General features: G+C 73.2%; 19 protein-coding genes. 14 read left to right on the forward strand and 5 right to left on the reverse strand.

What is annotated here, in order from left to right; all coding sequences use genetic code 11:
* The first annotated feature begins 37 nt into the window (after positions 1-37).
* From AB0E07_RS27285 to AB0E07_RS27310, 6 genes are all read left to right on the forward strand, one after another.
* Entirely contained in the window at positions 38-460 is a 423-nt protein-coding gene (locus AB0E07_RS27285; RefSeq protein ID WP_362257517.1) for an ATP-binding protein, read from the forward strand.
* A gap of 162 nt (positions 461-622) precedes the next feature.
* Entirely contained in the window at positions 623-1,951 is a 1,329-nt protein-coding gene (locus AB0E07_RS27290; protein WP_362257520.1) for an FAD-dependent oxidoreductase, read from the forward strand.
* Entirely contained in the window at positions 1,948-2,694 is a 747-nt protein-coding gene (locus AB0E07_RS27295) for a DUF1365 domain-containing protein (protein ID WP_362257523.1), read from the forward strand. The genes AB0E07_RS27290 and AB0E07_RS27295 overlap by 4 nt, the downstream gene beginning before the upstream one ends.
* Positions 2,691-3,968, forward strand: a complete 1,278-nt coding sequence (locus AB0E07_RS27300; RefSeq protein ID WP_362257526.1) for a cyclopropane-fatty-acyl-phospholipid synthase family protein — start codon at positions 2,691-2,693, stop codon at positions 3,966-3,968. Before AB0E07_RS27295 ends, AB0E07_RS27300 begins: the two co-directional genes overlap by 4 nt.
* On the forward strand, positions 3,965-5,272 hold the full coding sequence (locus tag AB0E07_RS27305) for a cyclopropane-fatty-acyl-phospholipid synthase family protein (RefSeq protein WP_362257529.1): 1,308 nt from the start codon (positions 3,965-3,967) through the stop codon (positions 5,270-5,272). The genes AB0E07_RS27300 and AB0E07_RS27305 overlap by 4 nt, the downstream gene beginning before the upstream one ends.
* Complete coding sequence (locus AB0E07_RS27310; RefSeq protein ID WP_362257532.1) at positions 5,269-6,084, forward strand: DUF1295 domain-containing protein; 816 nt, start codon at positions 5,269-5,271, stop codon at positions 6,082-6,084. Before AB0E07_RS27305 ends, AB0E07_RS27310 begins: the two co-directional genes overlap by 4 nt.
* Positions 6,085-6,146: 62 nt before the next feature.
* Here the strand turns inward: AB0E07_RS27310 and AB0E07_RS27315 are convergent, their stop codons facing one another.
* Positions 6,147-6,899, reverse strand: a complete 753-nt coding sequence (locus AB0E07_RS27315) for an anti-sigma factor (RefSeq protein ID WP_362257535.1) — start codon at positions 6,897-6,899, stop codon at positions 6,147-6,149.
* Entirely contained in the window at positions 6,896-7,480 is a 585-nt protein-coding gene (locus AB0E07_RS27320) for a sigma-70 family RNA polymerase sigma factor (protein ID WP_362257538.1), read from the reverse strand. The genes AB0E07_RS27315 and AB0E07_RS27320 overlap by 4 nt, the downstream gene beginning before the upstream one ends.
* A gap of 205 nt (positions 7,481-7,685) precedes the next feature.
* Here AB0E07_RS27320 and AB0E07_RS27325 point away from each other — a divergent pair, with 205 nt between their 5' ends.
* Together AB0E07_RS27325 and AB0E07_RS27330 are read left to right on the forward strand one after the other, a co-directional pair.
* Positions 7,686-8,363, forward strand: a complete 678-nt coding sequence (locus AB0E07_RS27325; RefSeq protein WP_362257541.1) for an alpha/beta fold hydrolase — start codon at positions 7,686-7,688, stop codon at positions 8,361-8,363.
* 151 nt (positions 8,364-8,514) lie between these two features.
* Positions 8,515-9,384, forward strand: a complete 870-nt coding sequence (locus tag AB0E07_RS27330; RefSeq protein ID WP_362257544.1) for a hypothetical protein — start codon at positions 8,515-8,517, stop codon at positions 9,382-9,384.
* A 16-nt stretch (positions 9,385-9,400) separates the two neighbouring features.
* On the opposite strand, the gene AB0E07_RS27335 is transcribed toward AB0E07_RS27330, so the two are convergent.
* The gene (locus AB0E07_RS27335) at positions 9,401-10,054 is read right to left on the reverse strand and encodes an ATP-dependent endonuclease (protein WP_362257547.1); all 654 of its coding nucleotides are present in this window, start codon (positions 10,052-10,054) and stop codon (positions 9,401-9,403) included.
* 160 nt (positions 10,055-10,214) lie between these two features.
* Between AB0E07_RS27335 and AB0E07_RS27340 the strand changes: the two genes are divergently transcribed.
* Positions 10,215-10,835 (forward strand): dihydrofolate reductase family protein, encoded by a 621-nt coding sequence (locus AB0E07_RS27340; protein WP_362257549.1) that lies wholly within the window; start codon positions 10,215-10,217, stop codon positions 10,833-10,835.
* Here AB0E07_RS27340 and AB0E07_RS27345 read toward each other — a convergent pair.
* Positions 10,804-11,601 (reverse strand): TioE family transcriptional regulator, encoded by a 798-nt coding sequence (locus AB0E07_RS27345; RefSeq protein WP_362257552.1) that lies wholly within the window; start codon positions 11,599-11,601, stop codon positions 10,804-10,806. The genes AB0E07_RS27340 and AB0E07_RS27345 overlap by 32 nt on opposite strands.
* A gap of 69 nt (positions 11,602-11,670) precedes the next feature.
* Here AB0E07_RS27345 and AB0E07_RS27350 point away from each other — a divergent pair, with 69 nt between their 5' ends.
* A complete protein-coding gene (locus tag AB0E07_RS27350; RefSeq protein WP_362257555.1) occupies positions 11,671-12,873 on the forward strand; it encodes an erythromycin esterase family protein in 1,203 nt (400 codons plus the stop codon).
* 176 nt (positions 12,874-13,049) lie between these two features.
* The gene (locus tag AB0E07_RS27355; RefSeq protein ID WP_362257558.1) at positions 13,050-13,457 is read left to right on the forward strand and encodes a hypothetical protein; all 408 of its coding nucleotides are present in this window, start codon (positions 13,050-13,052) and stop codon (positions 13,455-13,457) included.
* A gap of 126 nt (positions 13,458-13,583) precedes the next feature.
* Here the strand turns inward: AB0E07_RS27355 and AB0E07_RS27360 are convergent, their stop codons facing one another.
* Positions 13,584-14,051: a helix-turn-helix domain-containing protein gene (locus AB0E07_RS27360; protein ID WP_362257560.1), complete on the reverse strand. Its 468-nt coding sequence runs from the start codon at positions 14,049-14,051 to the stop codon at positions 13,584-13,586.
* Positions 14,052-14,145: 94 nt separating this feature from the next.
* Between AB0E07_RS27360 and AB0E07_RS27365 the strand changes: the two genes are divergently transcribed.
* From AB0E07_RS27365 to AB0E07_RS27375, 3 genes are all read left to right on the forward strand, one after another.
* Positions 14,146-14,646, forward strand: a complete 501-nt coding sequence (locus AB0E07_RS27365; RefSeq protein WP_362257563.1) for a PaaI family thioesterase — start codon at positions 14,146-14,148, stop codon at positions 14,644-14,646.
* 333 nt (positions 14,647-14,979) lie between these two features.
* Positions 14,980-16,080: a GNAT family N-acetyltransferase gene (locus AB0E07_RS27370; protein WP_362257566.1), complete on the forward strand. Its 1,101-nt coding sequence runs from the start codon at positions 14,980-14,982 to the stop codon at positions 16,078-16,080.
* A 223-nt stretch (positions 16,081-16,303) separates the two neighbouring features.
* Complete coding sequence (locus AB0E07_RS27375) at positions 16,304-17,338, forward strand: LacI family DNA-binding transcriptional regulator (RefSeq protein WP_362257569.1); 1,035 nt, start codon at positions 16,304-16,306, stop codon at positions 17,336-17,338.
* Positions 17,339-17,650: the final 312 nt, after the last annotated feature.

Raw genomic sequence — 17,650 nt, forward strand, 5'->3', positions numbered from 1 at the left:
ACGAATCACAGATGAGAGCACAAGGGACTGATGCGTTATGCGACGCGCGTACGGCAGCGCCTTCGGACTGCAAACGACCTGTCTGAGCCGGGTGCGCGGGGATGTCCGCGAGCAGCTGGTCCAGTGGGGCCGGACCGACATCGCCGACGATGCCGCTCTGGTCACCAGTGAACTGCTGACCAACGCCCGCCTGCACGGCATGCCCCCGGTACGCCTCGCGCTGACCCTCCGGGGCGGGGCCGGCGACCGCGACCGGCGCCTGCGGATCGAGGTCACCGACGACGGGCCCGCCTTCAACACCGACCTCGTCCGGGCCCGGTGGCGGCACCCCTCGGCGGATCTGTGCGGGGGAGGCCGCGGGCTCCTCCTCGTCGACGCCCTCTGCACGGGCTGGGGCGACCGGCCGCTCGACCGGGGCCACACCGTCTGGGCCGAGCTGCCGTGCGGAGCGGGCCGGTGATCACCTTCGGCCCGGCACGGTGACCACAGGCGGGCCCCGGGCATCCCGGGGTGCATCCGCCCGTACGTCCGCGCAGGAAGATCCCCGCCGGGCCAATCCGCTCCCGGCGCGGCCTCGGATTACCCCCGAGATCCGCAGCCACGGACCACAGGGAGGACTCGCATGTCAGGTGTGCCAGGGAGCGTGCGCCGGGAGAGCCAGGACGGGCCGGCCGACGACCGGCCGGCCGACGACCGGCCGCGCGCCGCCGTGATAGGCAGCGGCGTGGCCGGACTGACCGCGGCGTACGTGCTCGGCCGGACCCACCACGTCACCCTCTACGAGGCCGACGACCGGCTCGGCGGTCACGCGCACACCCACGACCTCACGTCCTCCGACGGGTCCGGCCATCGGGTCGACTCCGGTTTCATCGTGCACAACCGGCGCACCTACCCCCACCTGCTGCGCCTCTTCGACGAACTCGGGGTCCCCACCCAGGAGTCGGAGATGAGCATGTCCGTACGCTGCGAGGGCTGCGGACTGGAGTACGCGGGCGCCCGCGGACCCGCCGGTCTGTTCGCCCGGCCCCGCAACGCCCTGCGCGGCACCTACCTGCGCATGCTCAGGGAAGTGCCCGCCTTCCACCGCGCCGCCCGCCGGGAGTTGGAGGCGCCGACCGGCACCGCCGCCACCCTCGGCGACTTCCTCGACCGGGAGGGCTTCAGCCCCTACTTCCGCACCCACTTCATGACCCCGGTCGTCTCGGCCGTCTGGTCCTGCGACACGACGACCGCCCTGGACTACCCGGCCGTCTACCTGTTCCGCTTCCTGAAGCACCACGGGATGCTCTCGGTGCAGGGATCCCCGACCTGGCGCACCGTCACGGGAGGTTCCCGCACCTACGTGGACCGCGTCGCCGCCCGCCTCGACGCGGTACGGCGAGCCGCCCCGGTCCGCGCGCTGCGGCGGCACCCCGACGGCGCCGACGTCACCACCGAGGACGGCACCACCGCGTCCTACGCCTCCGTCGTCGTCGCCACCCACCCCGACCAGGCCCTGAACCTCCTCGCGGACGCCACCCCGGCGGAGAAGGAACTGCTCGGCGCGTTCCGCTACTCCCGCAACACCACCCTGCTGCACACCGACACCGGCCTGCTGCCCCGCGCGCGGGGCGCCCGCGCCTCCTGGAACTACCTGATGCCGTCCTGCGACGCGGGCGCCGACCGGGTCCGCGTCAGCTACGACATGAACCGGCTCCAGCGCCTCGACGCCCCGGAGACCTTCGTCGTCTCCCTCGGCGCCGAGGACCGGGTGGCACCGGACAAGGTGCTGGCCCGCATGGTCTACGAACACCCCGTGTACACGCCCGCGTCGGTCGCCGCCCAGCAGCGGCTGCCCGAACTCAACACCTCCGTCACCGCGTTCGCCGGCGCCTACCACGGCTGGGGGTTCCACGAGGACGGCTGCCGCTCCGGCGTGGCGGCCGCGGCCGCGCTGGGGGTGCGCTGGTGACCCCGCCCGCCCTGTACCCCTGCACGATCCGCCATGTGCGCACCGTGCCGAAGCGGTACGCGCTGCGGCACCGCACGTACATGTGGCTGCTCGACCCGGACCGCCCGCCCCGGCTGCCGCGCCCGCTGCGGCCCCTGGCGCGGTTCGAGGCCCGCGACCACTTCGGCGGCGGCCACCCGACGATCCGCGCCGGACTCGACGCCTTCCTCGCCTCCCGAGGGGTGCACCTGGCGGGCGGCCCCGTCGTGATGCTCACCCACGCGCGCGTCCTCGGCCACGTCTTCAACCCGCTCACCCTGTACTGGTGCCACGACCCCGACGGCGTCCGGCGCTGCGTCGTCGCCGAGGTCCACAACACCTACGGCGGACGCCACTGCTACCTGCTGGTCCCGGACGCCTCCGGCACCGCCCGCACCGCCAAGGAGTTCTACGTCTCGCCCTTCTTCCCCGTCGACGGCCGCTACCGCATGCGCCTGCCGCCGCCCGACGACCGGCTCGACCTCAGCGTGCACCTGGAACGCGAGGGCGGCAGGCCCTTCACCGCGACCGTGCACGGCACGCGACGGGACGTGACCCGCGGGACGCTGCTGGGGCTCGCCCTGCGCCACCCCTGGTCCACCCTCGCCGTGTCCGCGGCCATCCGCTTCCACGGCATCCGCCTCTATCTGCGCGGGCTGCCCGTCCAGCCCCGCCCCGCACACCGTCCCCAGGACGCCATGACCTCCCCGGAGAACGTGACATGACGACAGTCGAGCCCCGGTCCACCGACGCGGTGCCGTTCGTGACGCGGGCCGTGGACCCGGCCCGCTGGCCCGACGTGGCCGCGCCCCCCGCGGCGTCCCGGGCCCGGACCGCTCTCACCGAGGCCGTCATACGCCGGGCCCTGCACCGCCTGCCGCTGCACGTCAGGTTCCCCGACGGCAGCGCCCTCGGCCGGGGCGGACCCGCCCTGGACGTCCATGACGCGCGGTCCTGGTACGGCCGCATCGGCAGCCGGGGCCTGATCGGCTTCGGGGAGTCCTACATGGCGGGCGAGTGGGACGCCCCCGACCCGGTCGCCGCCCTGACCGTGCTCGCCGGACACGCCGCCGAGCTGGTGCCGCGGCCGCTGCAGCGGCTCCGGTCGGTGTGGGCGCAGCGCCAGCCGTGGGAGCAGCGCAACACACCCGACGGCTCCCGGGACAACATCAGCCACCACTACGACCTGTCGAACGAGCTGTTCGCCCTCTTCCTCGACGACACCCTCAGCTACTCCGCCGCCCTCTTCCGGGGCTTCCCCGCCACCTGGGACCTGCTCCCCGCCGCCCAGCACCGCAAGATCGACCGGCTGCTGGACCTCGCGGAGGTGGAGGCGGGGACGAGGGTGCTGGAGATCGGCACCGGCTGGGGCGAACTCGCGCTCCGGGCCGCCGCGCGCGGCGCCCACGTCACCTCCCTGACCCTCTCGCGCGAACAGCGCGACCTCGCCCGCCGACGGATCGCGGCGGCCGGCCTCACCGACCGCGTCGACGTCGAACTGTGCGACTACCGGGAGGCCCGGGGGACCTACGACGCGATCGTCAGCGTCGAGATGGTCGAGGCCGTCGGCGCCGAGTTCTGGCCCGACTACTTCCGCACCCTCGACGACCGGCTCGCCCCGGGCGGCCGGGCCGCCCTCCAGGCCATCACCATGCCCCACGAACGGATGCTGGCCAGCCGCACCACGTACACCTGGATCCAGAAGTACATCTTCCCCGGCGGGCTGCTGCCCTCCGTCGAGGCGGTCGCCGACACCGTACGGCTGCACACCGGGCTGACCGTCGCCCGCCGGGACGCCTACGGCGCGCACTACGCCGAGACGCTCCGGCTGTGGCGCGAACGGTTCACCGCACGCGCGGACGAGGTGGAGGCGCTCGGCTTCGACGAGACCTTCCGCCGGATGTGGACCTTCTACCTCGCCTACTCCGAGGCCGGATTCCGCTCCGGCTACCTCGACGTCCAGCAGTACCTGCTCACCAAGGAGCGTTCCCCCCGATGACCACCACCCGACGCCCCGGCGCGGCGCACCGGCTCGCCGAACTCGCCGAGACCGCCCTCGGCGGACCGCTCCCGGTGGGGCTGGCCGCCTGGGACGGCAGCCGGACCGGACCGCCCGAGGGCCCCGCGGTCGTCGTACGGACCCGCCGCGCCCTGCGCCGCCTGCTCTGGGAACCCGGCGAACTGGGCCTGGCCCAGGCCTACGTCACGGGCGACCTCGACATCGAGGGCGACCTCGGCGAGGGGCTGCGCACCCTGTGGGCCACCGCCCGCGAGCGAGGGGCCCGGCCACCCCGGCTCACCGCCGCCGACCGCGCGCGGGCCGTCCGCACCGCCGCCCTGCTCGGCGCCGTCGGCCCGCGCCCCGCCCCGCCGGCCTCCCAGGCACGGCTCCGCGGCGGCCTGCACAGCAAGGCCCGCGACCGGGCCGCGATCAGCCACCACTACGACCTGTCGAACGCCTTCTACCGGCTGCTCCTCGACGAGACCATGGCCTACTCGTGCGGCTACTGGGCGAGCGACAAGCCCGAGTTCACCCCGGCCGACGCGCAGCGCGCCAAACTGGAACTGATCTGCCGCAAGCTCGCCCTGATGCCCGGCGCCCGGCTGCTCGACATCGGCTGCGGCTGGGGCTCCCTCACCCTGTACGCGGCCGAACGGCACGGGGTGCAGGTCACCGCCGTCACCCTGGCCCGCGAACAGGCCGAGTACGTCCGCGAGCAGGTGCGCGCACGCGGCCTGAACGACCGGGTCGACGTCGAGTGCCGCGACTACCGGGACATCGACGGCGGCCTCTACGACGCGGTCGCCACGGTGGAGATGGGCGAGCACGTCGGGGACGCCGAGTACCCGGCGTTCGCCGCCGCCCTGCACCGGCTGGTCCGGCCCCGGGGCCGGGTGCTCGTGCAGCAGATGTCCCGCGGGGCCACCGCGCCCGGGGGCGGGGCGTTCATCGAGGCGTACATCGCGCCCGACATGCACATGCGGCCGCTCGGGGACACGGTGGCCCTGCTGGAGGGGGGCGGTCTGGAGGTGCGGTCGGTGGAGTCGCTGCGCGAGCACTACGTGCGCACGGTCACGGCCTGGCACCGGACCCTCGAAGAGCGCTGGGCGGACGTCGTGGCGCTGGTCGGCGAGGAGACCGCCCGGGTGTGGCGGCTGTACCTGGTCGGTGGCGCGCTGGCCTTCGAGGAGCGCCGGATGGGCGTCGACCAGATCCTCGCCGTGCGGCCCACGGCGGACGGGCGGGGCGGAATGCCCGCGAGCCCGCACCAGGACTGGTATGACGGGCTGGACCGGCTGTGAACGGCTACCCCTGGGCCGAGTTCGGGGTCGGTCTCGCCTGGTCGGCGGCGGCCGCGCTGGCCGTCATGCTGATCACCTTCGGCGTCGCCGTGCGCAAGGGCCTGCACCGGATCGTCGACGTCGCGTGGGGCCTCGGCTTCACCGCCGTCGCCGTGGTGACGTTCGTGGTCTCGGCGGACAGCGGTGACACCGGCCGCCGCCTGCTGGTGACCGCGCTGACGGCCGTCTGGGGCGTACGGCTCGCCGCGCACATCGCCCGCCGCGGACGCGGACACGGCGAGGACCCGCGCTACGAGGCGATGCTGTCCAGGGCACCGGGCAGCAGGAACCTTTACGCACTGCGGATGGTCTACCTGCTCCAGGGCGCGCTGGTGTGGCTGGTGTCGCTGCCGGTCCAGGCCGCGCAGTACATCCCCGGAGAACTGGGGGCGGTCGCGGCGGCCGGCGCCTGCGTCTGGGCGGTGGGCCTGGCCTTCGAGGCGGTGGGCGACTTCCAACTGGCCCGCTTCAAGGCCGATCCCGCCAACCGGGGCCGGATCATGGACCGCGGGCTCTGGCGCTACACCCGGCACCCCAACTACTTCGGCGACTTCTGTGTGTGGTGGGGACTGTTCCTGATCACCTGCGACTCGCTCGCCGCGGCGTCGGTGAGCCTGGTGTCCCCGGTGGTGATGACCCTGCTGCTGACCAAGGGCAGCGGGCAGCGGCTGCTGGAACGCCACATGTCCGACCGCCCGGGATACGCCGCGTACGTGGCCCGCACGAGCGGCTTCTTCCCCCGGCCGCCCCGGCGGACGGAATCGTCCGGCTGATGCGCGACGGAAACCCCGCCCGGCGATCGCCGGGCGGGGTTTCCGTCGCGATGACCGCACGCTCAGGCGGGGAGGGGCAGCTGGGCCACCGGCGTGGACGTGGGCTGCTCGGAGCCGCCCGCCGGCTCCACCGTCACGCCCATGCCGGACGCGTCGTCGACCGGGCCCTCCATCAGGACGGCCTGGTCAGCGCGGCCGGGATCCATCAGTCCGGCGGGCCGCATCGTGCCGTCGTCCTCGAACCACAGCTGGTACACCTTGCCCTCGGGCGGCGACGCCATCCCGGAGGCCAGGAACACGGCCCTGTCCTGCCCGCGGGAGACGACCACCGTGCCGGTGGCCCCGCCCGCCAGCTCCGCGGCCCGGGTCCGGGCGTCCGGCGCGGACAGCACGGCCGCGATCTCGCCCGCGCCCTGCTCGGCTCGGCGCGCCCGCTCCACGGCGTCCTCGGCGCGCTGGTGCTGCCACACCGCCGTACCCCCGAACGCGGCCGCAGCGGCGAGGCAGGCGGCCAGCGCCCACCGGGACAGCGGGCGGGCCCGCCGAACCGTACGGCCCGAGCGGCGCAGCGGCGTCGCGCCGGGTGTCTCCTGGCGTACGCCGGTGACCCGCCGCAGCACCCGCTCCCGCAGCTCCGGGCGGGGCGTCACGGAGACGGCGAGGCCCAGCCGGGCGGCCGTGGCCGACAGCTCGGCGGCCTCCTGCGCGCACGCCTCGCACCCGGACAGATGCCGCTCGAACGCCTCGCGCTCCTCGTCGGACAGCGCGTGCAGGGCGTAGGCGCCCGTCATGGTGTGCAGATCTGCGCCGATCACGCGGTCACCCCCAGGCAGTCGCGCAGCCGGATGAGTCCGTCGCGCAGGCGGGTCTTGACGGTGCCCAGCGGAAGCGCCAGCGCCTCCGCCACTTCTCGGTAGGTCAGGCCGCGGTAGTAGGCCAGGGTGACCGCCTGCCGCTGGATCTCGGTCAGGGTGCGCAGACAGCGCCGTACCTGCTCCCGTTCCAGACGGGCCTCCACCTGCTCGGTCACCTCGTCGTACTCGGGGGTCCGCTCCAGCAGGGCCGCCTTGTGGTCCCGCGCCGCCGCGGCCTCCACCGACCTGACCCGGTCCACGGCACGGCGGTGCGCGAGGGTCAGGATCCAGTTGATCGCCGTCCCCCGGTCGGGCCGGTACCGGGGAGCGGTGCGCCAGACCTCCACCAGGACCTCCTGGGTCACCTCCTCGGACTGGGCCTGGTCGCGCAGGACGGCGCGCACCACTCCCAGCACCGGACCGGCCACGGTGTCGTACACCGAGGCGAACGCCTGCTCGTCACCGAGGGCCACGCGGCCCACCAGTTCCTGCAGGTCGGGTCCGGCGGAAGGGTTTCTGCCGATATGTACGGCTTCTTTCACGGGGGTCCTCCGTGGTCGGGACTTCTCCGGACGTAATCCGGTCCCCGACCGGCCGCGGATTGGTCTCGGTGACAATGAAATCGCAGGTGGGGCCCGAGAGCCCGGCCCGCCGACCGTGCGCTGTACAGTCGGCCGACCGATCCGGCGGCCGGACGGCCACGAATCACCGGTGCGAGGACGCCACCGCACCGGACGAGGAGCACGCATGACGCGGCACACGGAAGAGAGCATCCCGGACACCTCCGGCCCGGCCGGCACCGCGCTCGTCACACGCAGGGCCCCGGCCGCCCCGCGCGCCGCCGTACTGTTCCTGCACGGCGGGCGCGCCGACAGCCGCGCCCCGTCCCGGCCGTGGCATCCGGCACCGCTGCGGATGCGGCCCTTCGTCCGCGCCGCCTCCTCGGCCCTGCGCGCCGAGGACGTCCTGGTCGGCGAGGTCCGCTACCGCGTCCGCGGCTGGAACGGCGCCGACGCCGACCCCCTGCACGACGCCCGGCGCGCGCTGGAGGAACTAACCCGGATCGCCGGGGACGTCCCGGTCGTCCTCGTCGGCCACTCCATGGGCGGCCGCACCGCCCTGCGGGCCGCGCGGGCACCCCAGGTCAGGGCGATCCTGGCCCTGGCACCGTGGTGCCCCGAGGGCGAACCGGTGGCCCACCTCCGGGACAAGGACGTCACCGTGCTGCACGGCGACCGCGACCGGGTCACCGACCCGCACGCGTCCGCCGCCTTCGTACGTCACGCCCGTGCGGCGGGGGCCCGCGCGGACTTCGTCACGATGACGGGCGGCGACCACGCGATGCTCCGCCGCGGCCGTGACTGGCACCGCGACGTCACCGCGATCACCCTCGCCCTGCTCCCGCCCCGCCCGACGGCTGCCTGATCCCACCGCCGGGGAAGGCCGGCGGCGAATCGCGCGGACGGCCGGTGGTCGGTGGCGAGCGGTGTGGACGGCCGGTGGTCGGTGGCGAGCGGTGTGGACGGCCGGTGGTCGGTGGCGAGCCGTGCGGGCGCCGCGCGCGGAGAATGGGGGTATGCCGTCGCTGGAGTCCGCCGCCCGGTTCGCCGAGGAACAGGTCGGCCCGGCGCTCGACTCGCCGCAGGCGCGCCTCGCCGTGATGCGCCGCCTCTACACCGGCCCGCACGGGCGGGAACGCCTGCGGCTGCCCTACCGACGCGCGGGAACCGCCTTCATGAACTGGCAGATCCGGCGCGGTCTCCTGCGGCCCCCCGACGGCCCCTCGCCCGGCAGCCCCTGGTGGCGTGCCGTCAACGAGCGGCTGCTCCACGACGGATGGGAGGCCCTGGGACTCTGCGTCGGCCTGCCCGGGACACCCAGCGCGCCGAGCGTGGCCGCCGCGGTCGAGTTCATCCGCGCCCCGAGCCCCCGCGCCTGGTACCGCGCGCACAACGCCGGCGTCGTCGCCGCCTACCTGGAGCATCGCGAACTCGCGGCGGCGGAGAGCCGTACGGAGCGGTTCTTCATGAACGTCGTCCTGCTGCGCGTGCTGTACGCGCACGCGCTGGTCGCCGCGCCCCGGCTGGCCCTCGGCGGTCTGGGACCGGCCGCCCCGCTGCTCGGCGACCCCAGGCTCGGCATGACGGGGATCTTCCTCTCGATCTCCCGGATCCTGCCGGACCGCTATCCGCTGGGCGACGACGTGGAGAGCTACGTCGCCCGCGAACACGGCTTCGGTCGGCTGCTGGACCACGGTGTCATCACCCCTCGGCTGCGGCCGCTGTACGCGTGGTCGGCACGGGCGCTGGCCGAACCCCGCCTGCCCGAACTGCTGGACGACGGGATTCCGGTCTACAACTGGCCGGCCCGGGACAGGGCGCCCTGGCGGCCGGAGCCGTCGGCGCTGGTGCGTGCCGTGCGCAGAGGGCTGCCCGCGCGGGCCTGAAGAGGGCGGACGAGGGTCAGACGTGCGCGAGGAGCCGGTCCAACGGGGCCGGTACGTCCTGGAGGTCCAGGTGCGCGACGAGGGCCTGCGCGTAGAGGGCCTTACGGCCGCTGTGGGTGCCCATGAAGCGGCGCAACTGGTGTTCCACGGGCCGTTCCCGCTGGGCCGGCTGGCCGCGGAAGGTGTGGAAGGGGCGTGCCTCGCCCTGCGCCTCGATGACCTGCCGCACTTCGTCGGCGCCGAGGGCGCGGATCAGTTCGTCCTCCAGGTCGGCGACGCACACATGGAAGCCGAGCCGCTCCAGGTCGGCCCGGTCGAGGTCGGAGCCGATGCCGACGCGTTCGAGATGACGCCGGAAGTGCCGCTCCTCGCCGATGTCGCAGAGTCCGGCGAGGGGGAGGCCGAGGCCCTGGGGGCCGCAGACGTCCAGGAAGTGCCCGATGTTCGTCGCGCCGCCCAGCGGCACCACGGCGACACCCTCCGCGCCGAGGTCGCGGCCCCGGCGCGCGGCCAGCGCCTCCAGCGCGACCTGGTCACTGGCCCCCTCGACGAGCACGACCGTGCGCACCCCGCCGGACAGCTCACGCGCCGCTCCGGCGGCCGTCGCCGCCCGCGCTCCGCCGGCCGCCCAGGCGGCCACCGCGACGCGGAATCGCCTCAACTCGTCCACGCGACCTCACTTCCCGCCTTCATCGTGGCACGGCCGGGAGAGCGTTCGCACATGTGTTTTCCGGTGGGGTGAGCGCTGTGCGAAACGACGAGCGGGCAGGTTCCGGCCCGCGGAAGCGGTGCCCGGGGCCGATGATGAGGTGCCGGACGAAGGAGACGCCATGAGAGAGCGCGCAGGCAGGGTCACCAGCGACCTGACCATCTCGGCCGACGGGTACTCCGCCGGGCTCAACCAGACGGAGAAGCGGCCGTTCGGTGACGACGGCGGCGACGGCACGGGCGAGCGGCTGCACGCCTGGATGTTCGAGGCGCCCGACGAGAACCGGCCCGAGATCGAACGGATGGCGGCCGCCCAGGCGTACATCATGGGAAGGAACATGTTCGGCCCGGTCCGCGGCCCCTGGGACCGCCCCTGGAACGGCTGGTGGGGCGACGAACCACCCTTCCACGCACCGGTGTTCGTCCTCACCCACCACGCGCGCGACCCCCAGCCCATGGAGGGCGGCACCACCTACCACTTCGTCACCGACGGAATCGAGTCGGCCCTGGCGCGGGCGCGAGCGGCGGCGGCCGGCGGCGACGTCGCGATCCAGGGCGGCGCCACCACCGTCAACCAGTACCTCACCGCCGGCCTGATCGACGAACTCCGCCTGCACATCGCCCCGTTCACCCTCGGCGCCGGAACACGCCTCTTCGCGGGCGTCCCGCCCCTGAAGCTTCGGCAGACCGAGTCACGCGCCACCGGCCTGGTCACCCATGTGACCTATCGGGTGCTGTCCTGAGGCGATCCGGTGGCGTGACGCCTCCCGCCCGGTCGCGGGCGTTGAGGTAGGCGTCGAGTTCGGCCGCGCCGCTCAGCATCGAGCGGGCGCGGGTCGCCAGGCGGGCGTGCCAGTCGTCCAGCACGGAGCGCAGCGGCTCCAGGCCGCCGGCCGCGCGCACCTGCCTGAGGAGCGGCTCGATCTGCTCCAACAGGTGCCCTCCGCGACGGAGTTGATGGGTGAGCCGGGCGTCGCGCACGTCGGCGTCGGCGTAGACGCGATAGCCGGTCCGCGGGTCGCGGCGCGGCCGTACGAGACCGGCGCGCTCCCAGGCGCGCAGGGTCGCGGGCCGGATGCCGAGCCGGTGGGCCAGCGGCCCGATGAACGTGGCTCCGGGTGACGGCGAGGTCTCCGATGGGCCGGCCTCCGGTGGGCCGGCGGCTTCCAGGTCGCGCAGGGCGTTCTCGACGGTGTCGAGGGTGCGACGGTCGTCGAGGAGCTGTGCGTGGCTCTCGTCGACAAGACGGAACGCCTCCTTGGTCCCGCCCCCGTTCACGGCCCGCATGATCGCCGCTGCCGTCCCGTGTCCGTGCCCGGGGACGAGGGCGAGGAACGCGTCCAGGGCGCGGACGTGCAAGGGGGAGTAGGTGCGGTACCCGTGGGGTGTGCGCTCGGCGGCGGGAAGGATGCCCGCCTCCTCGTAGTTCCGGACCGCCTGGGTGGACAGACCGTGCCGACGGGCCAGGTCGATCGGCCTCAGCGCATCGGTTTGAAGGTTCTGTCCCATGAACCCAAGGTACAGCGGTCCTCTAGCACTCAAAGTCTCAATCGAGCCTTCAACGATAGCTTCGAAGGTATGGCTACTGGTATCAAGGACACCACGCGGGCCGTCGACGCGGCTGGCCTCATCCGACTGCTCCGCGCCCGACCCCGACTGCTCGCGCTGGGCGAGCCCACGCACGGCGACGGCACCCTGCTGACCCTGCGCAACGATCTCTTCCGCCAGCTCGTGCAGGAGGAGGGCTACCGGACCATCGCGATCGAGAGTGACTGCCTGCGCGCGGCGACCGTGGACGACTACGTCACCTCGGGCACGGGCAGCCTCGACGAGGCCATGGAGCGCGGGTTCGGCCACGGCTGGGGCGCCTGGGCGGGCAACCGTGAACTCGTCTCATGGATGCGGGAGTTCAACGAGGGCCGCCCCGCCTCCGACCGACTGCGCTTCGCCGGGTTCGACGGCCCCCTGGAGATCACCGCCGCCGAGAGCCCCCGGCAGTCGCTCACCCTCCTCCACCGCTACCTCGCCGCCCACGTGGACGCGGACCTCCTGCCCTGCACCACCGACACCCTCGACCGCCTGATCGGCCCCGACGACCGCTGGACCGAGCCCGCCGCGATGAGGCACCCCGAACGTTCCGTGGGACGCACCCCAGAGGCCCGGGAACTGCGCCTGCTCGCTGACGAGTTGAAGGAGCTGCTCGACGAGCTGACCCCGCACCTGCTCACCGCCGCCCCGCGCGCCCACTGGCACCGGGCCCGCCTCCACGCCCGCACCGCCACGGGCCTGTTGCGCTACCACCACTGGATGGCCGACGGCTCACCCGCCCGTATGACCCGGCTGCTCGGGGTGCGCGACCGGATGATGGCCGGGAACCTCCTCGCGCTGGCCGAGCGCGGCCCGGTTCTCGTCCACGCCCACAACGCGCACCTCCAGCGCTGGCGGAGCGACATGCGGACGGACATGGGCCCGGTGCGGTGGTGGAGCGCCGGGGCGCTGGTCGGAGCCCGCCTCGGCGCGGAGTACGCGCACGTCGCGACCGGGCTCGGAACCATCCGGCACCAGGGGGTGGACACCCCGCCGCCGGACACCCTGGAAGGGCACCTGTACGCCCTGTCCGAGGACCGCCTGCTCCTCGATCCGCCCGGCCTGGCCGCCGCCCTCTCGGACGCGTCGCCCGAACCCCGCACCTCCCCCTGGTTCGGCTACGCCCCGCTGGACCCGTGCCACTTGAGGGACGTCGACGCCCTGGTGTTCGTCCGGGACGTGGTCGAGAACTGAGGGGCGGGGCCCTCGGCGGCGCCGCCCGGTTTCAGGGTCCGGGCCGGTCCGCGGGTCAGCTGAAAGCGCGCTGTGGCCGTGGTGAAAGCCGGCCGCCGCAAGCTCTGCGTCACAAGGAAAGCGACGCCGCCCCCCGGACCGGGGGACGGCGCCCGACGCAGAGGGAGTACCCCATCATGACCGTCACCCTGACCGACCAGGCGAAGAACACCCTGCGCACCGCCGCCTACGGCGCCGTCTCCCTGATGGCCGCCGCCGACGTCGCCGGTTCGCCGCACAAGGCCGCCACGCAGGGCTCGATCGCCCTCGCCTCGGCGACCGGCCCGGTCGGGCACGTACTCGCCGAGAAGTCGAGGATCGAGGACCTCGGCGGCCGTTCCGTGGCCGAACTCGCCGACCGGGTGCTGCCCGCCCTGACCGAGGCGATGAGCCTGCTGACGAAGCAGGACCCGGCGGAGGCCGGCGACTTCCGCACCTCCGTCCTGGTCGCGGTCGAGGCCGCCGCCCACGCGGGCAAGGGCGAGCCCGGCCCTGTCCTCGCGGACATGACCCGCAAGATCACCGGCGCCCTCGACGCCGCTTGACGGGACACCGGGGACGGGGATTCCTCGCCCCGCCCCCGAAGGAACCGGACCCGGCGGCGTGGTCACCGACCGCGCCACCGGGTCCTGCCCCGCCGGGTCCTGCCTCGTCGCCCTGCCCGTCGGTTCCTATCCCGCGCGGCGCGCCCCGGGCCCCGGTCGTACCGAGACCTCCCGGGGCGCGAGGGCCGCGTGTTCCTCGGCGCACTCGACGACGACCCTGACCTGCCCGCCGCAGTCGGTGTGGCGTACGTCCAGGACCGGGCCCTCGGGGTCCGCGGCGTGCGTCTCGCCCCACTGACGGAGGGCGATGAGGACGGGCCACAGGTCCCAGCCCTTGCGGGTGAGCCGGTACTCGTTCCGGGAGCGGCTGCCGGGCTCCCGGTAGGGCACCGTCGTCAGGACACCGGACGCGGTCAGCTTGCGGAGCCGGTCGCTCAGCACCGCCTCCGAGAGTCCGATGTGGCGGTGGAACTCGTCGAACCGCCGTACGCCGTTGACCGCGTCGCGCAGGATCAGCAGCGTCCACTTCTCGCCGACCAGGTCGAGCGTGCGCTGGACGGGACAGTTCTCCGTGCTGATCTCAAGCCACTCCATACCCCCATGCTAGGGCGCTGGCTTTTTCTTTGACAGTCAGCCGCACGGCCAGCTAGCTTCGATCGGAGAAGCCAGCGGGGAGGAACGCGGAACCATGGGACGGACACGTACGTACGAGTGGGAAGACCCCTCGATCACCGCCACCGCCGTGGGGAGTGCCTCGGGCCTCGACCTGCTGCGGGAGATGCTCGCGGGCCGGCTGCCCGTACCGCCCATCGCGGCCACGCTCGACTTCACCCTCGACGAGGTGGACGAGGGCAGGGCCGTCTTCTCGATGACCCCGGGCGAGGAGCACTACAACCCGATCGGCAGCGTCCACGGCGGTGTCTACGCCACCCTGCTCGACTCCGCGGCGGGATGCGCCGTGCAGTCCACCCTGCCGCCGGGCATGGGCTACACCTCGCTCGACCTCACCGTGAAGTTCCTCAAGCGGATCACCTCCGACACCGGCAGGGTCCGGGCCGTCGGAACCGTCGTCAGCCGGGGGCGCCAGACCGCGTTCGCCGAGGCCCGGCTCCTCGACGGGCGCGACCGCCTGCTGGCCCATGCCACCAGCAGCTGCATGATCTTCCCGGTGCCCGCCTCGAAGCCCTGAGCGGCCGGGGTCACGTCGTTCGACGCGCGGGTGACGCCGTTCACCTGAAATCGCGCACGGTCGAATGGATCTCCGTAAAGGGTATTTGCTCTGTTCAGGCGTGTTTGCCAAGTTTTTCGCGCACCATGAATCAGTCATGACCGTGAACCCGCCCTCCGAGTCCCGCCGCACGGCGGTGCCGAGGGCGGGTTTTCTCATGGAGTCCCGCCGCAGCCGTCAGCAGGCGTGTCACTCGCGGGCGAGGGCCGGTCGGACCCATCCCGGGTCGCGCTCGCCACCGGATCCCGTCCGCGTCGTTACCCCTGCTGATTCCCCGCGTATTTCGGAGACCGTATGAACGCGCTGCGCATCGATGTCGTCCACCCTCGTGAGCTCCGCCCCAGGGACCTCGACCAGTGGAACGAACTGCGGACGGCGACCGCCGTCGAGGCCAACCCCTTCATGGCCGCGGAGTTCACCCAGGCCATGGGCCGGGTGCGGCCCGACACCCAGGTCGCGACGGTGCGCCGCAAGGGGGAGGCCGTCGGTTTCTTCCCCTACCAGCGAGGCCGATGGGGGCACGGGCGGGCGGTCGGTCTCGGAGTCTCCGACTGCCAGGGCGCGGTGCTGTGCCCCGACACCGAACTGGACGCCATGCACCTGATGCGGGCCTGCTCCTTGCACGCCTGGGAGTTCAACCACCTGGAGAGCGGACAGAGCCTCTTCCTGCCGTACGCGACGGGCCGGTTCGCCTCACCGGTCATCGATCTGACGGACGGATTCGCGTCGTACGAGAACCATCTGCGCACCCACTCGCGCAGCTTCCTGAAGGCCGCGCGCGCCCAGGAGCGCCGCATGACCCGGCAACTCGGGCCGCTGCGCTTCGTCTTCGACGATCACAACCCCGACGCCCTGCGCGCCCTGCTGGAGTGGAAGTCCGCCCAGTACCGGCGCACCGGACGGCGCGACCCGCTGGCCCAGCCCTGGATCACCGAGCTGATCGATCTTCTGGGGGCCACCCGTTCCCCGGCCTGCTCGGGCACCCTCTCCGTGCTCTACGCGGCGGACCGCCCGGTCGCCGCCCACTTCGGGCTCCGCTCCCGCACGGTCTTCTCCTGCTGGTTCCCCTCCTACGACCGGGCCGTGGCCGCCTTCTCCCCGGGCCGTGTGCTCTACCTGCGCATGATCGAGGCCGCCGCCGAGGCGGGCATCGGCCTCTTCGACTTCGGCCGGGGCGACGCCGCGTACAAGAACTCCTTCAAGACCGGGGACCTCCTGGTCCACGAGGGGGCACTGCGCACCACCGGCCCCCGGGCCGCCCTGCACTGGATCCGCCGCGAGCCGAACCGTGCCGCGCACCGCTTCGTACGGGACCACCCCGCGCTGAGGAAGGCGGCCCTGCGGACCGTCGATTCGTTCGGAAAACTGCGGGAACGTTGCCTGACGCGGCACTAGCGTGACTCGGGGCCGGCTGCGAAGGTACCCGGCCCCGAGTCGGTCCTATGGCCGGAACTCGCATCCCGTTCCGGGCCGGACGACCTGGGGTCCAGTGCCTTGTCACTGCGGTGAGTGCGCCTGTATAACGTTGTAAAATTTGCGGGGACCCGGCGCACGGCCCATGCCGGCGATCCCGTAACCGCACCGGCCGCACTGGCCCGGACGCTGGGAAGGGAATGCCGTGCGGGTCAGCCTCAAGGACGTCGCCGCGCACGCGGGGGTCTCCATCAAGACCGTCTCCAACGTGGTGAACAACTATCAGCACGTCACGCCGGCCATGCGGGAGCGCGTCCAGCGGTCCATCGACGCGCTCGGCTACCGGCCCAACCTCGCCGCCCGGCACCTGCGCAAGGGGCGCACCGGGATCATCGCGCTCGCCCTGCCCGAACTCGGCAACCCCTACTTCGCCGAACTCGCCGCCGCCGTCATAGACACCGCCGCCGCGCACGACTACATCGTGCTCCTGGACCACACCGGCGGCCGGCGCGAACAGGAGATCCTGGTCAGCCAGGGCTTCCGGGCCAGGGTCATCGACGGGCTCATCCTCAGCCCCATCGAGCTGGAGACCGAGGACCTGCGCGACCAGACCGAGAACGTCCCGCTGGTGCTGCTCGGCGAGCGGGACTACGACCTGCCCTACGACCACATCGCCATCGACAACGTGGCCGCGGCGCGCGCGGCGGTCCGGCACCTCGTCGCCCTGGGGCGGCGGGAGGTGGCGTTCATCGGCGCGCGCCGCGGGCGCAGCGAGCCCGCCCAACTACGGGTGCGGGGCTGGCAGGAGGAACTCGTCGCGGCCGGACTCCCCTCCGACGAGGGGCTGGTGGCCGCCACCGACGGCTGGGGCCACGCGGACGGCGCCGCGGCCATGGCCCGCATCCTGGAGTCGGGGCGCCGCCCGGACGCGGTCTTCGCCTACAACGACCCCATGGCCATCGGCGCGATGAGGGTGCTCCACGAACGCGGGCTCAGGGTGCCCGAGGACGTCGCTGTCGTCGGCTTCGACGACGTGGTGGAGGGGCGCTTCGGCGCGGTGACGCTGACCTCCGTGTCGCCCGACAAGGAAGCCATCGGCAGGCTCGCCGTCGAGTCCGTGCTGGCCCGGCTCGGCGGCGGGGAACCGCCGGAGCCGCGACGCGTGTGGGCCGACTACCGCCTGGTGGAGCGGGAGAGCACGCTGGGGCGAGCGGCACCGGGCCGGGAGCCGCGGGACTGAACCGGGCGGGACGCGTTCGCGAGGATTCCGACGTCGGAGGGTGAGCGACCCCTTTCGGCGCGCTGTGAGGGCTTCAACTCCCTCTTTCTGGACCGGTTTTGTCATGGCGCCCCTATATCGCCGACGGCCAGGCTTCCCGCATACGCCCTTGCGTCGGCGTGAACGACCTTGCGCCTTCGACGTGTCCGGACTCGTTCGGCGTAACAGGCATGCCCAAAGCGGACGTTGGCCCATGCGCCGGTCCGTGCCTCTCGACTGAGTCCTGTGCACAGGGGCTTTACAGCATCCTTCCAACGATGTAAAAACCTCTGT

Source organism: Streptomyces sp. NPDC048002 (genome assembly GCF_040653275.1).
Lineage (GTDB): Bacteria > Actinomycetota > Actinomycetes > Streptomycetales > Streptomycetaceae > Streptomyces.

Bases quoted from the DNA above. Each gene is read 5' to 3' on its own strand.
- AB0E07_RS27360 (WP_362257560.1), bottom strand. From the start codon at position 14,051: ATGGAGTGGCTTGAGATCAGCACGGAGAACTGTCCCGTCCAGCGCACG.
- AB0E07_RS27305 (WP_362257529.1), top strand. From the start codon at position 3,965: ATGACCACCACCCGACGCCCCGGCGCGGCGCACCGGCTCGCCGAACTC.
- AB0E07_RS27325 (WP_362257541.1), top strand. From the start codon at position 7,686: ATGACGCGGCACACGGAAGAGAGCATCCCGGACACCTCCGGCCCGGCC.
- AB0E07_RS27345 (WP_362257552.1), bottom strand. From the start codon at position 11,601: ATGGGACAGAACCTTCAAACCGATGCGCTGAGGCCGATCGACCTGGCC.
- AB0E07_RS27285 (WP_362257517.1), top strand. From the start codon at position 38: ATGCGACGCGCGTACGGCAGCGCCTTCGGACTGCAAACGACCTGTCTG.
- AB0E07_RS27370 (WP_362257566.1), top strand. From the start codon at position 14,980: ATGAACGCGCTGCGCATCGATGTCGTCCACCCTCGTGAGCTCCGCCCC.
- AB0E07_RS27365 (WP_362257563.1), top strand. From the start codon at position 14,146: ATGGGACGGACACGTACGTACGAGTGGGAAGACCCCTCGATCACCGCC.
- AB0E07_RS27340 (WP_362257549.1), top strand. From the start codon at position 10,215: ATGAGAGAGCGCGCAGGCAGGGTCACCAGCGACCTGACCATCTCGGCC.
- AB0E07_RS27355 (WP_362257558.1), top strand. From the start codon at position 13,050: ATGACCGTCACCCTGACCGACCAGGCGAAGAACACCCTGCGCACCGCC.
- AB0E07_RS27300 (WP_362257526.1), top strand. From the start codon at position 2,691: ATGACGACAGTCGAGCCCCGGTCCACCGACGCGGTGCCGTTCGTGACG.
- AB0E07_RS27350 (WP_362257555.1), top strand. From the start codon at position 11,671: ATGGCTACTGGTATCAAGGACACCACGCGGGCCGTCGACGCGGCTGGC.
- AB0E07_RS27330 (WP_362257544.1), top strand. From the start codon at position 8,515: ATGCCGTCGCTGGAGTCCGCCGCCCGGTTCGCCGAGGAACAGGTCGGC.
- AB0E07_RS27290 (WP_362257520.1), top strand. From the start codon at position 623: ATGTCAGGTGTGCCAGGGAGCGTGCGCCGGGAGAGCCAGGACGGGCCG.